Source organism: Mesorhizobium kowhaii (assembly GCF_003253745.1).
Taxonomy (GTDB): domain Bacteria; phylum Pseudomonadota; class Alphaproteobacteria; order Rhizobiales; family Rhizobiaceae; genus Mesorhizobium; species Mesorhizobium kowhaii.
This window is the reverse complement of the sequence record NZ_MZXV01000032.1, coordinates 741,781-756,617: the sequence shown is the minus strand read 5'-3', so window position 1 is coordinate 756,617 and position 14,837 is coordinate 741,781. Positions and strand designations below refer to the sequence as shown.

Annotated in this window: 17 protein-coding genes; 2 read left to right on the top strand and 15 right to left on the bottom strand. The window is 63.2% G+C overall.

Annotated elements, in window-relative coordinates; genetic code table 11:
- Positions 1-97: 97 nt before the first annotated feature.
- From B5V02_RS16455 to gcvA, 6 genes are all read right to left on the bottom strand, one after another.
- Positions 98-868, bottom strand: coding sequence for an L-iditol 2-dehydrogenase (locus B5V02_RS16455; RefSeq protein ID WP_111545160.1), 771 nt, complete (start codon positions 866-868; stop codon positions 98-100).
- 2 nt (positions 869-870) lie between these two features.
- Positions 871-1,869 (bottom strand): ABC transporter ATP-binding protein, encoded by a 999-nt coding sequence (locus B5V02_RS16450; protein WP_111545159.1) that lies wholly within the window; start codon positions 1,867-1,869, stop codon positions 871-873.
- 70 nt (positions 1,870-1,939) lie between these two features.
- Complete coding sequence (locus B5V02_RS16445; protein WP_111545158.1) at positions 1,940-2,764, bottom strand: carbohydrate ABC transporter permease; 825 nt, start codon at positions 2,762-2,764, stop codon at positions 1,940-1,942.
- Positions 2,765-2,775: 11 nt separating this feature from the next.
- Complete coding sequence (locus B5V02_RS16440) at positions 2,776-3,648, bottom strand: carbohydrate ABC transporter permease (protein ID WP_111545157.1); 873 nt, start codon at positions 3,646-3,648, stop codon at positions 2,776-2,778.
- 122 nt (positions 3,649-3,770) lie between these two features.
- Positions 3,771-5,081 (bottom strand): ABC transporter substrate-binding protein, encoded by a 1,311-nt coding sequence (locus B5V02_RS16435; RefSeq protein WP_111545446.1) that lies wholly within the window; start codon positions 5,079-5,081, stop codon positions 3,771-3,773.
- 222 nt (positions 5,082-5,303) lie between these two features.
- The gene (gene gcvA / locus B5V02_RS16430; RefSeq protein WP_111545156.1) at positions 5,304-6,209 is read right to left on the bottom strand and encodes a transcriptional regulator GcvA; all 906 of its coding nucleotides are present in this window, start codon (positions 6,207-6,209) and stop codon (positions 5,304-5,306) included.
- A 110-nt stretch (positions 6,210-6,319) separates the two neighbouring features.
- On the opposite strand from gcvA, the gene B5V02_RS16425 reads away from it, so the two are divergent.
- Positions 6,320-6,505 (top strand): hypothetical protein, encoded by a 186-nt coding sequence (locus tag B5V02_RS16425; RefSeq protein ID WP_111545445.1) that lies wholly within the window; start codon positions 6,320-6,322, stop codon positions 6,503-6,505.
- A 54-nt stretch (positions 6,506-6,559) separates the two neighbouring features.
- Here the strand turns inward: B5V02_RS16425 and B5V02_RS16420 are convergent, their stop codons facing one another.
- Positions 6,560-7,519, bottom strand: coding sequence for a sugar-binding transcriptional regulator (locus B5V02_RS16420; RefSeq protein ID WP_111545444.1), 960 nt, complete (start codon positions 7,517-7,519; stop codon positions 6,560-6,562).
- A 246-nt stretch (positions 7,520-7,765) separates the two neighbouring features.
- Here B5V02_RS16420 and B5V02_RS16415 point away from each other — a divergent pair, with 246 nt between their 5' ends.
- On the top strand, positions 7,766-8,398 hold the full coding sequence (locus B5V02_RS16415; RefSeq protein WP_111545155.1) for an HAD family hydrolase: 633 nt from the start codon (positions 7,766-7,768) through the stop codon (positions 8,396-8,398).
- An 11-nt stretch (positions 8,399-8,409) separates the two neighbouring features.
- On the opposite strand, the gene B5V02_RS16410 is transcribed toward B5V02_RS16415, so the two are convergent.
- The 8 genes from B5V02_RS16410 to ureC form a co-directional block, all read right to left on the bottom strand.
- A complete protein-coding gene (locus B5V02_RS16410; protein ID WP_111545154.1) occupies positions 8,410-9,177 on the bottom strand; it encodes a class II aldolase and adducin N-terminal domain-containing protein in 768 nt (255 codons plus the stop codon).
- A gap of 99 nt (positions 9,178-9,276) precedes the next feature.
- Complete coding sequence (ureG, locus tag B5V02_RS16405; RefSeq protein ID WP_111545153.1) at positions 9,277-9,918, bottom strand: urease accessory protein UreG; 642 nt, start codon at positions 9,916-9,918, stop codon at positions 9,277-9,279.
- Positions 9,915-10,355, bottom strand: a complete 441-nt coding sequence (locus B5V02_RS16400) for a DUF3995 domain-containing protein (protein ID WP_111545152.1) — start codon at positions 10,353-10,355, stop codon at positions 9,915-9,917. The genes ureG and B5V02_RS16400 overlap by 4 nt, the downstream gene beginning before the upstream one ends.
- Positions 10,352-11,023, bottom strand: coding sequence for an urease accessory protein UreF (locus tag B5V02_RS16395; RefSeq protein WP_167458534.1), 672 nt, complete (start codon positions 11,021-11,023; stop codon positions 10,352-10,354). The genes B5V02_RS16400 and B5V02_RS16395 overlap by 4 nt, the downstream gene beginning before the upstream one ends.
- Complete coding sequence (gene ureE / locus B5V02_RS16390) at positions 11,016-11,615, bottom strand: urease accessory protein UreE (RefSeq protein ID WP_111545150.1); 600 nt, start codon at positions 11,613-11,615, stop codon at positions 11,016-11,018. Before ureE ends, B5V02_RS16395 begins: the two co-directional genes overlap by 8 nt.
- Positions 11,612-12,217, bottom strand: coding sequence for a glutathione S-transferase family protein (locus B5V02_RS16385; protein WP_111545149.1), 606 nt, complete (start codon positions 12,215-12,217; stop codon positions 11,612-11,614). The genes ureE and B5V02_RS16385 overlap by 4 nt, the downstream gene beginning before the upstream one ends.
- Positions 12,218-12,275: 58 nt before the next feature.
- Positions 12,276-12,869 carry a hypothetical protein gene (locus B5V02_RS16380; RefSeq protein WP_111545148.1) on the bottom strand — a complete coding sequence of 198 codons (594 nt, stop codon included), beginning with the start codon at positions 12,867-12,869 and terminating at the stop codon, positions 12,276-12,278.
- 95 nt (positions 12,870-12,964) lie between these two features.
- A complete protein-coding gene (gene ureC, locus B5V02_RS16375) occupies positions 12,965-14,677 on the bottom strand; it encodes an urease subunit alpha (protein ID WP_111545443.1) in 1,713 nt (570 codons plus the stop codon).
- Positions 14,678-14,837 lie beyond the last annotated feature (160 nt).

The window sequence follows — 14,837 nt, the reverse complement described above, 5'->3', positions numbered from 1 at the left end:
TAGTTAGGGGTGGCACATACCCTTCCGAGATCGATGCGCCCTTTGATGTCGGCCTCTGCTCCTCGCGGAGGGATGAGGAGCAGAGGCCGTCCCCGCCTCAACTCATCCACTGGCCGCCATCGACATTATAGGTCTGGGCGACGATGTATTCGGCGTCGCTGCTGGCGAGAAAGACCGCCATGCCGGTGAGATCCTGCGCCGTGCCCATGCGGCCATACGGCACCGCCTCGCCAACCAGTTTCTTCTTCTCGCCCTTCGGCCGGTTTTCATACTTGGCAAACAGCGAATCGACGTGATCCCAGTGTTCGCCGTCGACGACACCAGGGGCAATCGCGTTGACGTTGATGCCGTGCTTGATCAGGTCGAGCCCGGCCGACTGGGTCAGCGAGATGACGGCGGCCTTGGTGGCGCAATAGACGCCGACCAGCGCCTCGCCGCGCCGCCCGGCCTGGCTCGCCATGTTGATGATCCTGCCGCCCTTGCCCCGCGCGATCATCGAGCGAGCGGCGGCCTGCAGCATGAACAGCGTGCCGGCGACATTGACGGAAAACAGTTTGTCGTAGCTTGCCTTGGTGATCTCGACGATCGGCGCCAGATCGAACAGGGCGGCGTTGTTGATCAGGATGTCGAGGCCACCGGTCTTCGTCTCGACGGCTTTCACCGCCGCCTCGATGGAGGCGAGGTCGGTGACGTCGAGCTTGACCGCATAGGCCTCACCGCCGATCTCGGCGGCCGTCTTCTGCGCAGCCTCGAGATTGATGTCGGCAATGGCAACGGTGGCGCCTTCGCCCGCATAGGCTTCGGCGAAGGCTCTGCCGATGCCGCGGGCCGAACCCGTGATCAGCGCGGATTTGCCGGCCAGGCGCATGCTCACATAGCCTTCCCGTCGGCGCCGAAGCGATGCAGCTTGGCCTTGTCGGGCGTCAGATAGATGGTGTCGCCGTGACGGACGGCGAGTTCGCCGTCGGCGCGCACCGTCAGCGGGCCGACGCCATCGGCCTGGACATGCAGGAAGGTGTCGGAGCCGAGATGCTCGGCAACGCCGACGATGGCTTTCCATTCGCCCGCAGTGGTCGAAATCTCCATATGCTCGGGACGGATGCCGACGGTCTTGGCGCTGTATTTGGCAGCCGGCGCCCCTTCGATCAGGTTCATCTTCGGCGAGCCGATGAAGCCGGCGACGAACAGGTTCTTCGGCGTCTTGTAGAGTTCCATCGGCGAGCCGACCTGCTCGATGTTGCCGGCGTTCAGCACGACGATCTTGTCGGCCATGGTCATGGCTTCGACCTGGTCGTGGGTGACGTAGATCATCGTCGTCTTGAGCTGATGATGCAGCTCGCTGATCTCGAGCCGCATGGTGCCGCGCAGGGCGGCGTCGAGGTTGGACAGCGGTTCGTCGAACAGGAAGGCCGAGGGCTGGCGCACGATGGCACGGCCGATGGCGACACGCTGGCGCTGGCCGCCGGAGAGCTGGCCGGGGCGGCGTTCGAGATAGTTGGTGAGGTTCAAGACGCGCGCCGCGTCCTTGACCTTCTTGTCGATGGTCGCCTGGTCCTCGCCCGCCATCTTCAGCGGGAAGGCGATGTTCTTGGCCACCGTCATATGCGGGTAGAGCGCGTAGGACTGGAACACCATGGCCAGCTTGCGCTTGGCCGGCGCTTCACCGGTGACGTCGCGGCCGTCGATGTTGATGGTGCCGCCGCTGGTGTCCTCCAGCCCGGCGATCAGGCGCAGCAGCGTTGACTTGCCGCAACCCGACGGGCCGACGAAGACGACGAACTCGCCATTTTCGATCACCAGGTCGAGGCCGGGGATGATGGACGTCGATCCAAAGGATTTGGAGACGTTCTTGAGCGTGATGTTTCCCATAGTTTCCTCCCCGAGGGGTTATGTCTGCCGATTGCTTCAGGCAATTTCTGTTACGTCGCCGCACCGACCATTATTTGACCGCACCAAATGTCAGGCCGCGCACCAGCTGCTTCTGGCTGAACCAGCCCATGATCAGGATCGGCGCGATGGCCAGTGTCGAGGCGGCCGAAAGCTTGGCCCAGAACAGGCCTTGCGGGCTGGAGAAGGAACTGATGAAGGCGGTCAAGGGTGCTGCGTCCGTGGTGGTCAGCCGGATTGTCCAGAACGCTTCGTTCCAGGCCAGGATGATGTTCAAGAGCATGGTCGAGGCGATGCCCGGCACCGCCATCGGCGTCAGCACATAGACGATCTCGTTCCACAGCGAAGCGCCGTCCATGCGCGCCGCTTCGAGGATCTCGCCCGGGATTTCGCGGAAGTAGGTGTAGAGCATCCACACCACGATCGGCAGGTTGATCAGCATCAGCATGACCATCAGGCCGATGCGGCTGTCGAGCAGTCCGAGGTTGCGGAAGATCAGGTAGATCGGGAACAGCACGGCGACCGCCGGCATCATCTTGGTGGAGAGCATCCACATCAGGATGTCCTTGGTCCGCTTGCCCGGCGAGAAAGCCATCGACCATGCGGCCGGTATGGCGACCAGCAAGGCCAGGATGGTCGAGCCCACCGACAGGAACACCGAGTTCAGGAAGAACTTGAAGTAGCCGCTCTGCGCCTGAACCTCGGTGTAACTCTCAAACGTCCCCGACGGGATCAGGTTGAAGCCCTGGATGGCTTCCTGCTCCGACTTGAACGAGGTGATGATCGTGTAGAGGATCGGGAAGAAGATCAGCAGCGCGACGATCCAGGCGGCAACGGTCGCGATTGTCTTGTGCTGGGTGGTGACTGAGCGTGCCATCGTATCCTCCCTTACTTGTCCAGGTTCTTGCCGACGGCGCGCATGGCGAAGAAGGCAACGATGTTGGCGAGAATGACAGCGATGATGCCGCCGGCGGATGCCTGGCCGATTTTGAACTCCAGCAAGGCCTTCTGGTAAACCAGGAAGGGCAGGTTGGTGGAGGCGTATCCAGGGCCACCATTGGTGGTGACGAGGATCTCGGCATAGACCGACAAAAGGAAGATCGTCTGGATCAGGATGACGACGGTGATGGCGCGCGACATGTGCGGCAGCGTCAGATAGATGAAGCGGCTGATGAAGCCGGCGCCGTCCATCTCGGCGGCCTCTTTCTGCTCGCCGTCGAGCGACTGCAGCGCGGTCAAGAGGATCAGCGTCGCGAAGGGCAGCCACTGCCAGGCGACGATGATGATGATCGCCGTCATCGGATGCTGCCCGAACCAGTCGATCGGCTGGGCGCCGAAGAAGCGCGCGATGTCGGCAAAGACCCCGTATTGCGGGTGCATAATCATGTTCTTCCAGACCAATGCGGCCACCGGCGGCATGACGAAGAACGGCGAGATGACGAGGATGCGGACAATGCCTTGTCCCCACATCGGCTGGTCGATCAGCAGCGCCAGCAGGATGCCGCCGATCACCGTGATCAACAGCACGCTGATCACCAGCGTAAGCGTGTTGAGGATCGATTGCAGGAAGGCCGGGTTGGAATAGAACAGCGCGTAGTTCGAGAAGCCGACGAACCCGTCACGGATCGGATTGAGCGGGTTGTACTGCTGGAAGGAGAACCACAGCGTGAGCGCCAGTGGAACAACCATCCAGACCAGCAGCAGGACGACGGATGGCGCCATCATGAAACGGGCAAGCGAACGGGTCTGCTGAGTAGCCATGACGGTCACCCTTCAATGGTCAGACTGAATTTTCAAGAGCCTTTAAAGGCGGCCGCCCGAACTGGGACTCGGGCGGCCGTTGCCGGTCAAGGAGGCGACCGGCATTCGGCACCGGGAGGAGCCTACTTGATATACCCGCCTTCGGTCATTGCCGCGGTGGCAGCGTCCTGGGCCTGCTTCAAGGCATCGTCGACGCTCGACTGGCCGGCAAGAGCCGCCGAGAAGAGCTGGCCGACAGTGGTGCCGAGTCCCTGGAATTCAGGGATGGCGACGAACTGCACGCCGACATAGGGCACCGGCTTGACGGTCGGATGCGTCGGGTCGGCGGCATTGATCGAGTCCAGCGTCATCTTGGCGAACGGAGCCGCCTTCTGGTAGTCGGCATTGGCGTAGAGCGAGGTGCGCGTGCCGGGAGGAGCGCTGGCCCAGCCCAGCTTGTTAGCGACGAGCTCGGAGTAATGCTTGCTGGTTGCCCAGGAGACGAACTTCTCGGCGGCATCTGCCTTCTGCGTGCCGGCCGGAATGGCCAGCGACCATGCCCACAGCCAGTTGCCGCGCTTGCCGAGACCGTTGTCAGGCGCCAGCGCATAGTCAACCTTGTCGGCGACCTTCGAGCTCTTTGGGTCGGAGACCATGGATGCGGCGACCGTGGCGTCGATCCACATGCCGCACTTGCCCTGCTGGAACAGCGCCAGGTTTTCGTTGAACCCGTTGGAGGACGCGCCCTCCGGGCCGTCGGCTTTCATCAGGTCGACATAGAACTGCAGCGTGTTTTTCCATTCGGGCTGGTCGAACTGCGGCTTCCAGTTCTCATCGAACCAGCGGGCGCCGAAGGAGTTCGACATGGCGGTCAGGAAAGCCATGTTCTCGCCCCAGCCCGCCTTGCCGCGCAGGCAGACGCCGTTCACGCCATTGGCGCGGTCGGTCATCTTGTCGGCGGCCTGCTTGATGAAGTCCCAGGTCGGCGCGTCGGGCATCTTCAACCCGGCCTTGTCCATCAGGTCCTTGCGGTACATGACGAAGGAGCTCTCGCCGTAGAAGGGCGCGGCATAGAGCTTGCCGTCGACCGAAAGACCACCGGCAATGGCCGGCAGGATGTCCTTGGCGTCGTAGTCGTCGCCGAGCTTGTCGAGCGGCAGAAGCCAGCTCTGCTTGGCCCAGATCGGAACTTCATAGGTGCCGATGGTCATCACGTCATACTGGCCGCCCTTGGTGGCGATGTCGGTGGTGACGCGCTCGCGCAGCACGTTCTCTTCGAGCGTGACCCAGTTGAGCGTGATGTCGGGGTTCGCCTTGGTGAAGTCTTCCGTCAGCGTCTGCATGCGGACCATATCGGCATTGTTGACGGTGGCGATGGTGATGGATTCGGCATGTGCGGCGAACGCGATTGCGCTGGTCGAGCACAAGCCCAGGATGAGCGTGCGAAGTTTCATCAAATTCCTCCCATAAACCAAGATGAGCATTTGCCTTGGCTATGAGCAATTACTCACCTGGCGTTAATTATGTCAAGCCGGATTCGATGCTGCAGCGCAGCACTCGGTGATGCCGACGGACAATGCGCGCGTGGAAATTGCCAATAGAACTTCGCCGGTCGCCGATATTCAGGCGCAGGACGGAAAGGTCGGCAGGATCGGGTTGACGGAGGGGCTTGCCCGTCAGCAGGCGATTTCGGCCAGCAGCCAGTCGCGGAAGGCGCGGATCTTCGGCACGTTGCGGCGCGCCTCCGGATAGACCAGCCAATAAGCGTGGCCATCGTCGCCAACCAGGTCGAAAGGCTGGATCAGGCGGCCGTCGGCGAGCTCCGCCTTGAACAGTGCCCGGGTCAGGATCGCCACGCCATGGCCGGCGATTGCCGCATTGGCCTCATAGGCCTGCGCGCCCATGCTGCTGCCGGGTCGTCTGGCAAGATCGTGCGAGTGCACGCCGGCGGCCGAAAACCACTCCGTCCACCAGATGTCACCGGGATCGAGGATCGGCAGCCGCAGAAGATCCATCGGTTCGTTGATGCCGCCGATGCTCGCCGCGAGTTTCGGGCTCAGCATCGGCGTGAAATCGGCATCCAGCAGCTTGTGCACTTCCAGGCCCGGCCACGTGCCGCCGCCCGAGCGGATGGCGATATCGACATCCTCACGGGCGAAGTCGGTCATGCGGCTCGACGTCTCCAGCCGCACGGCAAGTGCGGGATGAGCGATCTGGAACGAGCCTAGCCGGTGCGCCAGCCAGTTCGAGGCAAAGGTCAGCACCGTGGTGACACACAGCAACCCGTCGGCGCCGGCGCGCGCCGCGGCGTAAGCCTGGCCGAGAATGGCAAAGGCCTCGCCGACGGCTGGCGCCAGGCGCTGTCCGGCCTCGGTCAGCACGATCTGTCGCGGCCGGCGCAGGAACAGTGGTGAGCCGACGCGCTCCTCCAGCACCTTGATCTGATAGCTGACCGCCGCCTGCGTCATGCCGAGTTCGCCGGCGGCCTTGGTGAAGGAAAGATGCCGCGCCACCGCGTCGAACACCCTGATCGCTTGCAGCGGCGGGAGTTGGGAGACCTGTCGCGAGCTGAGGTCAGGCATAAGGCCTCCTTATGGGCTATAACAGATGTTCGATTGGCGAAGGCGGCCGGCAAGACCGACATTCAGTGTCAACCCGTCATTGGGGTTCAGGATAGCGAAGGTTGACGATCATGACCATGGCGCAGCAAAAATGCACTCCCACTCCAGACCATCGCTGGATTTCGTGGCTCACGGATGGATTTGGCTGGTTCGCGATAAAAAAGAAGGCGCATCTCGACATCAGGGACCTGTCGCCGCATCTGCAGCGCGACCTCGGCTTCCTCGATGGCAACGACCCTTTCGGGCGGGGCAAATAGCCCGGCTGACTTTATCCAAATCAGTCGCGACGGCGCTACCTCCGGCAAGCAGGATCAGATGCTGGCGAGCAGGGCAGCCGCCGTTCGCTCATCGGTGATGAGGCCGTTGATCAGCCGCCGGTTGGCCGCCGCCAGGATGCCCGGCAGTTTTCGTTCGCCCATCGCCAGTGCGATCACCAGCGATTTTTCGCGCGACGGCAGCGATGCCGACGACACCCGGTCGTTGGTGATGCCTTCGATCATGCGGCCTTCGCGATCGAACACCCAGCCGACGATTTCGGCGATGCCGCCGGCCTTCTGCAGCGCCTTCAATTCGCTCTCCGAAATGAAGCCATCCTCATAGAGCGGCGCCTTCGGACCGAGATCGCCAATGCCGATGAAGGTGACATCGGCCTCGGCGGCCAGCGCCAGCGTCGGCTGGATCATCGGCTGGTTGAGCAGCATCTCGCGCTCCTCCGGCGAAGAGGCGATGACCGGCAGCGGCATCGGGAAGGATCGCGCCTTGACCCTGTCGGCCATGGTGAAGATGACGTTGTAGAAGGCGGCCGAGCCGTCCGGCGAGATGTTGCCGGTCAAGGACACCACCTTGTGCTGCGGGCATTCCATTGGCGGCAGCTGTTCGATCGCTGCTTTCAGCGTGCGGCCGGTGCCGATCGCCATGACGATCGGGGTAGGCGAGCGCAGCCGTCGCTCGATCTCGGCGGCGGCCGCTTCGGCAATGCCGATGGTGGTGGAGGATGAATTGGGGTCGCTCGGCACCACTTCGACCAGATCGAGCGCGAAACGCGATCTCAACCGAGCCGCCAGATCGAGGCAGTTGGCGATCGGATGGTCGACACGGACCTTGATCAAGCCTTCCGACACCGCCAGCGACACCAGCCGCTGCGCCGTCTGCCGCGAAATGCCGAGCGTGGTGGCGATCTGGTCCTGCGTGTTGCCGGCAACGTAATAAAGCCAGCCGGCGCGCGCCGCGTCGTCCAGCCTGTTGCTGCCGCCATCCTGCCGGGTATTCACGTTCTGCCTCCCGAAACCGCCGGTCATGAGTGCGGTCCGCTTCTACTCTTGCAGGGAACGGCCTGCTGCGCAATTGTCAATCTCGAGGGCAATTGCTTGCAACCCTCGGCGCACATGGCGCGAAAAGTTGAGGGTTACGCCGGAGAAAGACGAGCGGTTTCAGTTCCAACAGGCGGCACGTTCTGCGATCCCGAAGGTTTATCTCGCCGCGTAAACCCTTTAAGGGATCGCAAAAAGGAGCCTTGCATGACGCCGAAAGCGGTTTTCTGGGATATGGACGGCACGCTGGTCGACAGCGAACCGCTGCACGAGGCGGCCCTGGTGGCGGCGATGCGCAATGTCGGCCTTGTCCCGCCGGCCAACCTGCATGAGCGGGTGCTCGGCGTCGCCGCCTGGCCGGTCTATGAGATGATGCGCGACGAGTTCGGCCTGGACCTGCCGTTCGACGATTGGATCATCCGCAAATACGAGCACTATCTGCCGCTGGTCGAGCGCTTGCAGCCACGTCCCGGCGCGATCGAGATCTTCAACGAGCTGCGGGCAAAGGGCGTGGCGCAGGCCGTGGTGTCGAATTCGGACCGGATGATCGTCGACGCCAATCTGCGCATGGTCGGCCTCACTTATCCCGGCATGAAGACGATCAGCCGCAACGACGTGCGCGAAGGCAAGCCGCACGCCGAACCGTTCCTGCGCGCCGCGTATCTCGCTGGCGTCGCTCCCGCGCAAGCCGTGGCCATCGACGACAGCTGGCCGGGCGCCATGGCGGGGCTGGCGGCGGGCATGAAAACGATCTTCTGGCCGGAAGTGCCGATGGCTGGCCCGCCCGGCGCTATCGTCATCAACAGTGCCGAGGAATTGCGCGCCCAACTCGGGCTTTAGCCTTCAGAGGCTCAGTTCCGGTAGACCGGTTCCTGCTCGTCGAGGATCGCCTTCAATTCGCTCAGATGGCGTTCGGCCTGGCCGGGATAGTCGTCCATCTCGCTTGCCGCCTTCTCGGCGATCGCGTCGGACAGCGTGCGCAGCGGGCGTCCGGTCCACAGCGCCTTGATGTAGGTCTCGGCGGCACGCTCGAAATAGAACATGCGGTTGAACGCATCGGCGACCGTATCGCCAATGATCAGCACGCCGTGATTGCCCATCACCATCACCTTGACCTTGGGATCGACGAGAAGCTGCGAGCAGCGTTCGCCCTCCTCCTCGAAGGCCAGCCCGCCATAATGGGCGTCGACGACATGGCGGTTGAAGAACATCGCCGAATTCTGGTCGATCGGCGGCAAGGTCGAATCGGCGAGCGAGGCCAGCACCGTGGCATGGATCGAATGGACATGCATGACGCAGCGAGCGTGGCGGACATTGCGATGGATGGCGCCGTGCAGCCCCCACGCCGTCGGGTCGGGCGCGTTCGGCCCGGAGAGCGTGTCCGGATCGTTGGCGTCGATCATCAGCAGGTCGCTCGCCTTGATGCGCGAGAAATGCACCTGGTTGGGGTTCATCAGGAACTGCGTGCCGTCGTCGTTGACCGCCAGCGAAAAATGATTGGCCACCGCCTCGTGCATGTTGAGCCGCGCCGTCCAGCGAAAGGCACAAGCGAGATCGACGCGCTCTTCGTAGAAGGGCAGGTTGGTCAGCGTTTCCTTTTGCAGGCGGGCGATGCTCATCGAAGACACTCCGTGAAAGAGGCGAGAATGCCGCGACCAGCCGAGGCTCGCAACCGCTTTCGCTTGGTGCAGAGACCTGCCGGACGCCGATGTTCTTGCCTACGCGGCCGTGCTGGTGGTGGCGCCGGCCCGCAGGCCGCCATGCTCGACGATGAAGTCGATCACCTCCTGCAGTCCCTTGCCGCGCGACAGGTCGGTGAAGCCGAACGGCCGCTTGCCGCGCATGCGGCCGGCGTCGCTCTCCATGACATCGAGATTGACGTTCACATAAGGCGCCAGATCGCTCTTGTTGATGACCAGGAAATCGGAGCGGGTGATCGCCGGCCCGCCCTTGCGCGGGATCTCTTCGCCCTGGCACACCGAGATGACATAGAGCGTCAGGTCGGCGAGATCAGGCGAGAAGGTGGCGGCGAGGTTGTCGCCACCGGATTCGATGAAGACGATGTCGAGATCGGGGAATTTCTTGTTCATCTCGGCGATCGCCTGCAGATTGATCGAGGCATCCTCGCGGATCGCGGTATGCGGGCAGCCACCGGTCTCGACACCCATGATGCGATCCTCCGGCAGCGCCTGCAGCCTCGCCAGCATCATGGCGTCTTCCTTGGTGTAGATGTCGTTGGTCACGACGGCGATCGAGAATTCGTCGCGCAGTGCCTTGCACAGCTTTTCGGTCAGCGTCGTCTTGCCCGACCCGACCGGACCGCCAATGCCGACGCGCAGCGGGCCATTTTTCTGTGTCATGCGGGAAACTCCGTGATGGCGAGGATGGCAAAGCCGAGCCCGATCAATAGGCACAGCGGCGAGTAATAGCTGAGGTCGAGCCGCGCGAAAGGCTGTTCCGGCGCCAGCCGTCGCCACCATGGCGTGAAGCCGGCGATGCCGCGCCCCAGGAACACCAGCCCGATGAGCAGCGAGGTGGCGGCAAGGCCTTGCCTGGGAAAGGGCGAGGCAAAGACGCCTTCAAGCGCCAGCGGCCACAGCGTCGCCAGACAGAGGCACGCCGCAACCGCGAAACTGGCGAACGGCGTCGGCATTTCATCGACGCCGCGAAAGCCGACGACGGCGCGGGCGCAGGAGGCCGCATCCTTGCCCGGCCAGATGCCGCCGATGCCCCAATAGACATGCAGCGCGGTGATCAGCAGCAGGACAAAGGATAGCGCGAAGGCGAGAAAAATCATGAACGGAACAATCGTGAATACTGGGTTTCATGCTTCATCGCCATGACGTCGGAGACAAGGGCGCAGCCGCCGAGATCGTCCAATGTCGAGCGCACGGCGCGGTCGGCGGTCGACAACGCCAGCGGCTCGAAGCCGGCAAGCAGCGCAGTCGCTCCGCTCTGGCCAACGACGCCGAGCCGGATCGCTGCCTGGACGAAGTTGGAGAAGAAGGCCTGCAGGAAGGCGGACAGCGCGTCCTGAAGCGCGATGCCGTTGCCGCCGGCAACGGCGCCGACGGCGACGCAATAGGCGCATTCGGCGGGCAGGCGCTCCAGCACAGGATTGGGCCAGGCCGCCGCCGCTTTCAGGAAGGCCGCACCTTGCAGCATGGTTTCGGTGTGGCGTTCGCGAGAGCCGGCCAGCGCTTCGGCAAGTGCAACTATGTCGTCGAGATCGCCGCCGTTGCGTGCGCGGCGCCAGCTCTCGGCAAACAGCACCGCATCGTTCCAGCCCGAGCCCATCTCGACCAGCGTTTCCAGCCAGTCGGCGAGGTTTTTCGCATCGGCAATCAGCCCGTCATGCACCGCACGCTCGATGCCATGGCTGTAGGAAAAGCCGCCGACCGGAAAGGCCGGCGACAGCCACGCCATCAGCCGTAAGAGCGCGATGTTCGAAGGCTGGTCAGTCATGATCGTGGTGGTGGCCAGCGTGACTGTGCGAATGGGAATGCGACTCGCCATGGCTGTGCGCTTCACCATGGCTGTGTGCATGCGCCTCGGCATGCGCATGGCCGTGATCATGGCTGTGCCCACTATGGGCGGAATAGGCGCCGCGCACCGGCTTGAACGGCTCGGAGACATCGGTCACCGTGGCGCCCAGCCCCTCCAGCATCGCCTTGATGACATGATCGCGCAGGATGAGGATGCGCCCGGCCTCGATGCTTGCCGCCAGATGCCGGTTGCCGATATGCCAGGCGAGTTCGGCCAGATGCACGGCGTCGCGAGCGCGGATATCGTGGACATCTTCCGGCGCCGCGATGATCTCGATATGGCCGCCATCCTCCAGCACCAGCCGGTCGCCATCGTTCAGGGCAACGGGCTCGGGCAAATCGACCAGCACCTTGCTGCCGTCGGCAAGTTCGATGGCTCGGCGGCGCAGATGCCGCTCGTCATGGGCAAGAACGGCACGACCGGACGGCGCGGTGGTTCCGGCATTGCCGGCGCTCAGCACCGAGACGGCACGCGGGAATTTGGTGAAGTCGGTGCGGATGTCGAGTTTCATCTCAGGGATCCCCCATTAGCCTGCGCCCTTGCACGAGCGGGCCGCGCCAGAACGCGATCGAAATAGGCGTTGACGCGCTCGGACTCGATTGGAAACCGCCCGGCGCGGGCCCAGCCGCCCATATCGCTGAGCAGGACGTCGACAGCCGAAAACCGGTCGCCCAATGCAAAGGGCTTGTCGCCCAGTCGCCGGTCCAGCGCCTTGAGCTCCGAGGCAAAGTCATGAGCCGCCGCGGGGCCGACATCGACCCGCACCTCCTTCGGCAGCAGGAAGCGATGGCGCAGCTTGTTCCACAATGGTGCTTCGAATTCCGATTGGGCAAAATGCATCCAGGAATCCATCTCGGCGCGGCCGGAAAGGCCCGGGTTTGCGCCCATGCCCTTGTCCGCGTGCTTGTCGGCGAGATAGACGCAGATCGCCGCCGAATCCGTCACCGTCAGCTCGCCGTCGATCAGGATCGGCACCTTGCCGGAGGGGTTGAGCGCATAGGCTTCCGGCGAGCGCAGCTTGACCTCGACGAATTCATAGGGCTGCCCGAGTTCCTCGAGCATCCAGAGAACGCGGCTGACCCGGGATCCACGCGATCCGACGGCCTTGTACATGCGCAAACCTGCCTTTCCCGAGCAGCTTAGATGATCCCTGACACCATCCCAATGGCGCTCAAACGATCGTGTCGAAGAGCCGCAGGATGAACGATATCTGATAGACGAGTGCGGCCGCGACAAAGGCGATGTGGAAGCGGCGGTCGCGCACCAGGATCGCGGCGATGCACAGCGCGACGAAGACCGGCGTGCGGAACAGATACTCGTTGCCGAAGCGGGCAAAATGCTCCGGGCCCTTCAGCAGCGTATCGACCACGTCGAGCAGATAGGTCGCCGCCAGCAGGCCGAAGAACCAGGCCCGGCGCGAATAGAAGAAATCCTCGTAGCTGGTGTAGTCCAGCATCGAATCCGGAAACAGCAGCGCGCAGAGCAGGAACAGCGTGATCGCGTAGAAGATGATGAACAGGTACTTGCCGAAGGTCCAGGTCTCGATGGCGTAGAGGCCGAATTCCCACCACCAGAAATGCACCAGCATCAAAAGCACCGAACCGACCCAGGCCAGATGTACCGGATAGAGCCGATATTGGCCCGGATGCTGGACGATGCGCGCCAGCCCCGACAGCAGGCGGGTGACGCCAAGTCCGATCACCATGCCCATGACGATGCGGATGTGTGGAAAGATGTCGTGGGGAGAGGCGATTTCGGTGGCCATGGCTAGTCACGCGGTTCCGTTGAGCCGCATATTGCGGCGTCACGACACGAGCCGCAACGGATTTTGCACCGGTCGGCCCGATAGCCAATTTCGCATCAAAACAGAAAATACCTCTGCGCCATCGGCAGCACCGTCGCCGGCTCGCAGGTCAGCAGCTCGCCGTCGGCGCGGACCTCGTAGGTTTCGGGATCGACCTCGATATGCGGCGTGGCGTCGTTGAGCACCATCGAATGCTTGCCGATGCCGCCGCGGGTATTTTCGACGGCGACGAACTGCTTGTCGACACCAAGCCTGCCATGCAGGCCCGACTCGAGCGCCGCTTTGGAGACGAAAGTCACCGACGAGTTGGTCCTGGCCTTGCCATAGGCGCCGAACATCGGCCGGTAGTGCATCGGCTGCGGTGTCGGGATCGAGGCGTTGGGGTCGCCCATCGGGGCTGCGGCAATCATGCCGCCAATCAGCACCATGTCCGGCTTGACGCCGAAGAAGGCCGGGTTCCACAGCACGAGGTCGGCACGCTTGCCGACCGCGATCGAGCCGATGTCCTTCGACAGGCCATGCGCGATGGCCGGGTTGATGGTGTATTTGGCGATGTAGCGGCGGACGCGGAAATTGTCGTTGTTGCCGGTCTCCTGCGGCAGCGAACCGCGCTGGCGCTTCATCTTGTCGGCGGTTTGCCAGGTACGGATCGCCACCTCGCCGACGCGGCCCATGGCCTGGCTGTCCGACGAGATGATCGAGAAGGCGCCGATGTCGTGCAAAATGTCTTCTGCTGCGATGGTCTCCTTGCGGATGCGGCTTTCGGCAAAGGCGATGTCCTCGGGGATCGACGGCGACAGATGATGGCAGACCATCAGCATGTCGAGATGCTCGGCCAGCGTGTTGACCGTGTAGGGCCGGGTCGGATTGGTCGACGACGGGATGACGTTGGGCAGCCCGCAGACCTTGATGATATCGGGCGCATGGCCGCCGCCGGCGCCTTCGGTGTGGAAGGCATGAATGGTCCGCCCCTTGATCGCCGCCACCGTGTTCTCGACAAAGCCGGATTCGTTCAGCGTGTCGGTGTGGATCATCACCTGCACGTCGTAATCGTCGGCGACCGACAGGCAGCAGTCGATCGCCGCCGGCGTCGTGCCCCAGTCCTCGTGCAGTTTGAGCGAGCAGGCTCCGCCCAGCACCATTTCTTCGAGTGCTGCAGGCAGCGACGCATTGCCCTTGCCCGACAGGCCAATGTTCATCGGAAAGGCGTCGAAGGATTGGATCATGCGGGCCATGTGCCATGGCCCCGGCGTGCAGGTGGTGGCCAGTGTGCCATGCGCCGGGCCGGTGCCGCCGCCGAGCATGGTGGTGATGCCGCTCATCAGCGCTTCCTCGATCTGCTGCGGGCAGATGAAGTGGATATGCGCGTCGAAGCCGCCTGCCGTCAGGATCTTGCCCTCGCCGGCAATGATCTCGGTGCCGGGGCCAATGATGATGGTGACGCCATCCTGCATGTCCGGATTGCCGGCCTTGCCTATTGCCGCGATGCGGCCGTCGCGCAGGCCGATATCGGCCTTGAAGATGCCGGCGCTGGCATCGACCACCAGCGCGTTGGTGATGACGGTGTCGACCGCGCCTTGCGCACGTGACACCTGGCTCTGGCCCATGCCGTCGCGGATCACCTTGCCGCCGCCGAATTTCACCTCCTCGCCGTGGATGGTGAAATCCTTCTCGACCTCGATGAACAATTCGGTGTCGGCAAGCCGGACCTTGTCGCCCACCGTCGGGCCATACATCTGCGCATAGGCGGCGCGGGTAATTCTGGCCATCAGCGATTGCTCCCGAAATGCGGCTTGCCAAAATGCGGTTTGCCAAAATGCCGTTGGATTGAAGCCCGGCTGCACATTGTCGCCATCCAATGGTCACGCAATGACCCGCTGGGCGACACCTTCTGATCCGATTTGGCGGTTGAGGTTAGGGGGTCACCCC

Coding starts and splice junctions, on each gene's coding strand:
- B5V02_RS16455 (WP_111545160.1), bottom strand. CDS start 868: ATGCGCCTGGCCGGCAAATCCGCGCTGATCACGGGTTCGGCCCGCGGC.
- B5V02_RS16450 (WP_111545159.1), bottom strand. CDS start 1,869: ATGGGAAACATCACGCTCAAGAACGTCTCCAAATCCTTTGGATCGACG.
- B5V02_RS16445 (WP_111545158.1), bottom strand. CDS start 2,764: ATGGCACGCTCAGTCACCACCCAGCACAAGACAATCGCGACCGTTGCC.
- B5V02_RS16440 (WP_111545157.1), bottom strand. CDS start 3,648: ATGGCTACTCAGCAGACCCGTTCGCTTGCCCGTTTCATGATGGCGCCA.
- B5V02_RS16435 (WP_111545446.1), bottom strand. CDS start 5,081: ATGAAACTTCGCACGCTCATCCTGGGCTTGTGCTCGACCAGCGCAATC.
- gcvA (WP_111545156.1), bottom strand. CDS start 6,209: ATGCCTGACCTCAGCTCGCGACAGGTCTCCCAACTCCCGCCGCTGCAA.
- B5V02_RS16425 (WP_111545445.1), top strand. CDS start 6,320: ATGACCATGGCGCAGCAAAAATGCACTCCCACTCCAGACCATCGCTGG.
- B5V02_RS16415 (WP_111545155.1), top strand. CDS start 7,766: ATGACGCCGAAAGCGGTTTTCTGGGATATGGACGGCACGCTGGTCGAC.
- B5V02_RS16410 (WP_111545154.1), bottom strand. CDS start 9,177: ATGAGCATCGCCCGCCTGCAAAAGGAAACGCTGACCAACCTGCCCTTC.
- ureG (WP_111545153.1), bottom strand. CDS start 9,918: ATGACACAGAAAAATGGCCCGCTGCGCGTCGGCATTGGCGGTCCGGTC.
- B5V02_RS16400 (WP_111545152.1), bottom strand. CDS start 10,355: ATGATTTTTCTCGCCTTCGCGCTATCCTTTGTCCTGCTGCTGATCACC.
- B5V02_RS16395 (WP_167458534.1), bottom strand. CDS start 11,023: ATGACTGACCAGCCTTCGAACATCGCGCTCTTACGGCTGATGGCGTGG.
- ureE (WP_111545150.1), bottom strand. CDS start 11,615: ATGAAACTCGACATCCGCACCGACTTCACCAAATTCCCGCGTGCCGTC.
- B5V02_RS16385 (WP_111545149.1), bottom strand. CDS start 12,217: ATGTACAAGGCCGTCGGATCGCGTGGATCCCGGGTCAGCCGCGTTCTC.
- B5V02_RS16380 (WP_111545148.1), bottom strand. CDS start 12,869: ATGGCCACCGAAATCGCCTCTCCCCACGACATCTTTCCACACATCCGC.
- ureC (WP_111545443.1), bottom strand. CDS start 14,677: ATGGCCAGAATTACCCGCGCCGCCTATGCGCAGATGTATGGCCCGACG.